Source organism: Nocardia sp. NPDC060220 (genome assembly GCF_042727815.1).
Classification (GTDB): domain Bacteria; phylum Actinomycetota; class Actinomycetes; order Mycobacteriales; family Mycobacteriaceae; genus Nocardia.
Window position 1 is genome coordinate 1 of record NZ_JBHWZY010000535.1, and the last position, 4,860, is coordinate 4,860.

Annotated in this window: 5 protein-coding genes; 2 read left to right on the top strand and 3 right to left on the bottom strand. The window is 67.2% G+C overall.

Features of this window, described 5'->3' with window-relative positions:
- Together ACFWF3_RS24420 and ACFWF3_RS24425 are read right to left on the bottom strand one after the other, a co-directional pair.
- Positions 1–635, bottom strand: a 635-nt coding sequence (locus tag ACFWF3_RS24420; RefSeq protein WP_379315462.1) for an acetaldehyde dehydrogenase (acetylating), incomplete at its 3' end; no start/stop codon positions are given.
- Positions 636–654: 19 nt separating this feature from the next.
- Complete coding sequence (locus ACFWF3_RS24425) at positions 655–1,440, bottom strand: 2-keto-4-pentenoate hydratase (RefSeq protein WP_379315464.1); 786 nt, start codon at positions 1,438–1,440, stop codon at positions 655–657.
- Between the two features lie 172 nt (positions 1,441–1,612).
- Here ACFWF3_RS24425 and kstD point away from each other — a divergent pair, with 172 nt between their 5' ends.
- Positions 1,613–3,316, top strand: coding sequence for a 3-oxosteroid 1-dehydrogenase (gene kstD, locus ACFWF3_RS24430; protein ID WP_379315466.1), 1,704 nt, complete (start codon positions 1,613–1,615; stop codon positions 3,314–3,316).
- Between the two features lie 125 nt (positions 3,317–3,441).
- Positions 3,442–4,302, top strand: coding sequence for a MaoC/PaaZ C-terminal domain-containing protein (locus ACFWF3_RS24435; protein WP_379315468.1), 861 nt, complete (start codon positions 3,442–3,444; stop codon positions 4,300–4,302).
- A 55-nt stretch (positions 4,303–4,357) separates the two neighbouring features.
- Here ACFWF3_RS24435 and ACFWF3_RS24440 read toward each other — a convergent pair whose 3' ends face one another.
- Positions 4,358–4,735, bottom strand: a complete 378-nt coding sequence (locus ACFWF3_RS24440) for a YdeI family protein (protein WP_379315470.1) — start codon at positions 4,733–4,735, stop codon at positions 4,358–4,360.
- Positions 4,736–4,860 lie beyond the last annotated feature (125 nt).

Here is a 4,860-nt window from a genome sequence, read left to right on the forward strand (position 1 = left end):
TCGGGGATGGCGCAGAAGATGGTGTCGCGCATGATCATCGGCGGCTCGGCCGGGTTCAGGATGATGATGGCCTTACCGCGTTCGGCGCCACCGATGGTCTCCACACCCTTGGAGGTGGTCTTGGTGAACTCGTCGATGTTCGCGCGGGTACCCGGACCGGCCGACACCGAGGACACCGAGGCCACGATCTCGGCGTAGGACACCGGGACAACCCGCGAGACCGCGTTGACCATCGGAATCGTGGCCTGGCCACCGCAGGTGATCATGTTGACGTTCGCCGCGTCCCGCAGCGAATCCAGGTTCACCGGGGGGATCACGGCCGGGCCGACGGCGGCCGGGGTGAGGTCGACGGCGCGGATACCCGCGGCCTCGTATTTCGGCGCGTACGCGCGGTGCACGTAGGCGGAGGTGGCCTCGAACAGCAGATCCGGCTTCTCGTCGAGGGCGAGCAGCCAGTCCGCGCCCTCGGCGGAGGTTTCCAGACCCAGCCCGCGTGCCCGCTTCAGCCCCTCCGAATCCGGGTCGATGCCGATCATCCAGCGCGGCTCGATCTTGTCCGAGCGCAGCAGCTTGTAGAGCAGATCGGTGCTGATGTTGCCGGACCCCACGATCGCGGCGGTGACTTTGCTGGTCACGGTGTACTCCTAGGAAGTCTCAGCTGAAACGCAAACGGACGGAACCGAGTCCGGTGAACTCGGCGAGGAAGTCGTCGCCGGGGCGGGCGTCGATGGCGCGGGTGCAGGAACCGGGTAGCACGATGTCGCCCTTCTTCAGCCGCACCCCGAAGGTCGCGACCTTGCGCGCCAGCCACGCGACGGCGATCACCGGATCGCCCAGCACCGCGTCGCTGCGGCCCTCGGCGATGACCTCGCCGTTGCGGGTGAGCACGGCGTCGATGGCCTTGATGTCGATGTCGCCGGGTGCGACGCGCTCCTTGCCGAGCACCCACCCGGCCGAGGAGGCGTTGTCGGCGATGGTGTCGGTCAGGCCGATCTTCCAGTCGTTGATGCGCGAGTCGATGAGTTCGATCGAGGGCGCGTACGCGACGGTCGCGGCCAGCACGTCGGCCTCGGTGCAGTCCTCGCCGGGCAGATCGGCGCCGAGCACGAATCCGACCTCGACCTCCACGCGCGGCAGCAGGAACTTCGAGGTGTCGACGGGGACGTCTTCGTAGACCTCCATGTCGGCGAGCAGGTGTCCGTAGTCGGGCTCGTCGACGCCCATCATCTCCTGCATCGCCTTCGACGACAGCCCCACCTTGTGCCCGACGACCTTCGCGCCGGACCGGAGCCTGCGCTGGATGTTGAGCAGCTGGATCTCGTAGGCGTCGACCACATCGATATCGGGGAACCGGTCGACGAGCGGCGACACGGCGACCCGGTCGTCTTCGGCGCGGGCGAGTTCGTCGGCGAGTTGAGTTCGTACCGCGTCAGGCAGCACGCGGACCTCCTTGGCAGCACGGTCGGAAGGATCTAGATGCCAAAACTGTAACCGGTTTTCCAGTTCAGCATCAGCCGTTCACCTGACAATACAACGCTACATCTGGTGATTTCTGCAACATGTTCTACTGAGTTCTACTTTTATCTGTCCAACGACCGGACCCTTCTATAACGTGTTCTACATGAGTGATCGGGAATACGATGTCGTGGTCGTCGGTAGCGGCGCCGCCGGGATGACCGCCGCCCTCGCGGCGGCGCACAAGGGACTGAGCGTTGTGCTGCTGGAGAAGGCCGCGCACTACGGTGGGTCGACGGCCCGATCCGGCGGTGGCGTCTGGATTCCGGGCAACAAGGCGTTGCTCGCCGCGGGCCGCCCCGACGACCGCGAGGACGCGCGCACCTACCTGCACAGCATCATCGGCGACGTGGTGCCCGCCGAGAAGATCGATACCTACCTCGATCGTGGCGCCGAGGCGTTCGACTTCGTCCTCGACCACACCCCGCTGAAGATGAAGTGGGTTCCCGGCTACTCCGACTACTACCCCGAGGCCCCGGGCGGGCTCGGCCAGGGACGTTCGTGCGAGCCCACGCCGTTCAACGGCAAGGTGCTCGGCGCGGAACTGGCCAATCTGGAACCGCCCTACGCCAAGGCGCCGCTGAACGTGGTCGTCATGCAGGCCGACTTCGTACGGCTCAACCTGATCCGCCGTCATCCCAAGGGCGCGATGCGGGCGCTGCGCGTCGGCGCGCGCACCTACCTGGCCAAGTGGACCGGCAAGCATCTGCTCGGCATGGGGCAGGCCATCATCGCCGCCATGCGCAAGGGCCTGCTCGACGCGGGCGTGCCGGTGCTGCTCAACACCCCACTCACCGACCTGGTGGTCACCGACGGCAAGGTCACCGGGGTCAAGGCCACCGTCGACGGCGAACCGGTCACCTTCACCGCGCGCTACGGCGTGGTCCTCGGCGCGGGCGGGTTCGAGCACAATGCCGACATGCGGGCCAAGTACCAGCGTCAGCCGATAACCACTGAGTGGACAACCGGTGCCGCGGCCAACACCGGCGATGGCATCGTCGCGGGTATGGCAGCGGGTGCGACGGTCGGATTCATGGAGGACGCCTGGTGGGGTCCGACGATCTTCAAGGGCGGCAAGCCCTGGTTCGCGCTGGCCGAGCGCAACCTGCCCGGCACCATCATGGTCAACGACCGGGGCGAGCGGTTCGGCAACGAGTCCGCCCCCTACGTCGAGGCGGTGCACACCATGTACGGCGGTGAGTACGGGCAGGGTGCGGGTCCCGGCGAGAATGTGCCGTCCTGGCTGGTGTTCGACCAGCGCTACCGCAACCGCTACATCTTCGCGGGCCTGCAACCGGGACAGCGTTTTCCGTCGCGCTGGATGGAGAACGACTACATCGTCAAGGCCGACACGATCGGGGAGCTCGCCGAGCGCATCGGCGTGCCCGTCGACAACCTGACCTCGACGATCGAGCGTTTCAACGGCTTCGCCGCGGCGGGCAAGGACGAGGACTTCGGTCGCGGCAACAGCCACTACGACCGCTACTACGGCGACCCGACCGTGAAGCCGAATCCGTGCCTGGCCGAACTGTCGCAGGGCCCGTTCTACGCGGCGAAGATGGTGCCCGGCGACCTCGGCACCAAGGGCGGCCTCGTCACCGATACGGCCGCACGTGTGCTGCGCGAGGACGATTCTGTCATCGACGGCCTCTACGCCGCGGGCAACACCAGCTCGCCGGTGATGGGCCACACCTACGCGGGCCCCGGCGCCACCATCGGCCCCGCGATCACCTTCGCCTACCTGGCGGTCCTCGACATCGTGGCCAAGAAGGCGACCGACTCGACGAAGGCGACAGCATGAGGGTCAGCCCGACGATCACGATCGGCTACCTGGCGGTCATCGACGTCTCGACGACCGGGTCGGCGGACGAGGTCGACGGATGAACGAGCCATTCGTACTGTTCAGCAGACATGCAGGAGTAACCCATGCCCATTGATCTGGCGACCGCGCTCGGCGCGACTCTGCCCGCGCGCGAGTTCAGTTGGACACCCACCGACGTGCAGCTCTACCACCTGGGTCTGGGCGCGGGCGCCCGCCCGACCGACCCGGCCGAGCTGGCCTACCTCGACGATCGCGCACCCCAGGTGCTGCCGACGTTCGCGACGGTGGCGCCGACCCTCGGCGAAACCGAGCCGCCGCGAGTGAGCTTCCCCGGCATCGAGATCGACCTGGCCAAGGTGGTGCACGGGCACCAGGAAGTAGTGGCGCACAAGCCGATTCCGGCTGCGGGTAAAGCGCTCTGGGCAGGTCGGATCGTCGAGATCTGGGACAAAGGCGCGAACGCGGTGATCGTGCAGGAGCACACCATCACCGGATCCGACGGTGAACCGCTGTGGACCGCGCGCTCCTCCATTTTCGCCAGGGGTGAAGGCGGCTTCGGCGGCGAGCGTGGTCCGAGTGCCCGCGTCGAACTGCCCGAGCGCGCCCCCGACGCGGAGCTGCTCACCCCCACGTTGCCGCAGCAGGCCCTGCTGTACCGCCTCTCCGGCGATCGCAACCCGCTGCACTCGGACCCCGAATTCGCCCGTGGCGCAGGTTTTCCCGCCCCGATCCTGCACGGGCTGTGCACCTACGGCACGGTATGCAAGGCCATCACCGATGCCCTGCTCGACAGTGACGCGGGCCGGGTCGGCGGGTTCCGGGCCAAGTTCGCCGGCGTGCTCTACCCGGGCGAGACCTTGCGCACCAAGGTGTGGCGCGAGGGCGACCAGTTGATCGCGGTCGTCACCGTGGTCGAACGAGACGATGCCCCCGTCCTCAGCGATGTGGCCCTGCGTATCGCCTGATCCGAACCACTGATCACCAGGTCGCCGGAGCGTGAGAACGCCGGTGGCCTGGTGATCATTTTTCGAGCGCGGTGATCGCTTGGGCGATGCGGCCGTCGGCGCACGCCGATTCGATGGCCGCGAACCCGGCCGGGCGCATCCGCCCCGCGGCGATGAGGGCTTCGGCCTTGGCGACGTTGACCTGCGACCAGGGGCTCCGCGCTCGACGCGGCGAGTATCGCTGCAGGTAGTGGTGGGCGTCGAGGCCACGGCGATGGCTGTTGATCCAGCCGTAGCAGAGTGCGCCGTCCAGGGTTTCGCTGATCGTCACCGATTTCTCGGGGGCCTTCTTCTTTGCGATCAGCACCCACACCTCGCGGGCGTCGGCGTGGTTCGCCGCCAGCCACGTGTCCCAGGCTTCGGCGTCGGGGCAGGTGATGAATTCGATGTCCATGCCACCTATCCTCCGACTCAAAGTGCTCACCGAATGAGCAGTTTGAATTCACGCCGGTTCGAGTGTCGCCAGTAGGGCGCCGGCGGCTCGGGTGGCCTGTTCGGTCCGTCGGGAATCGACGACTC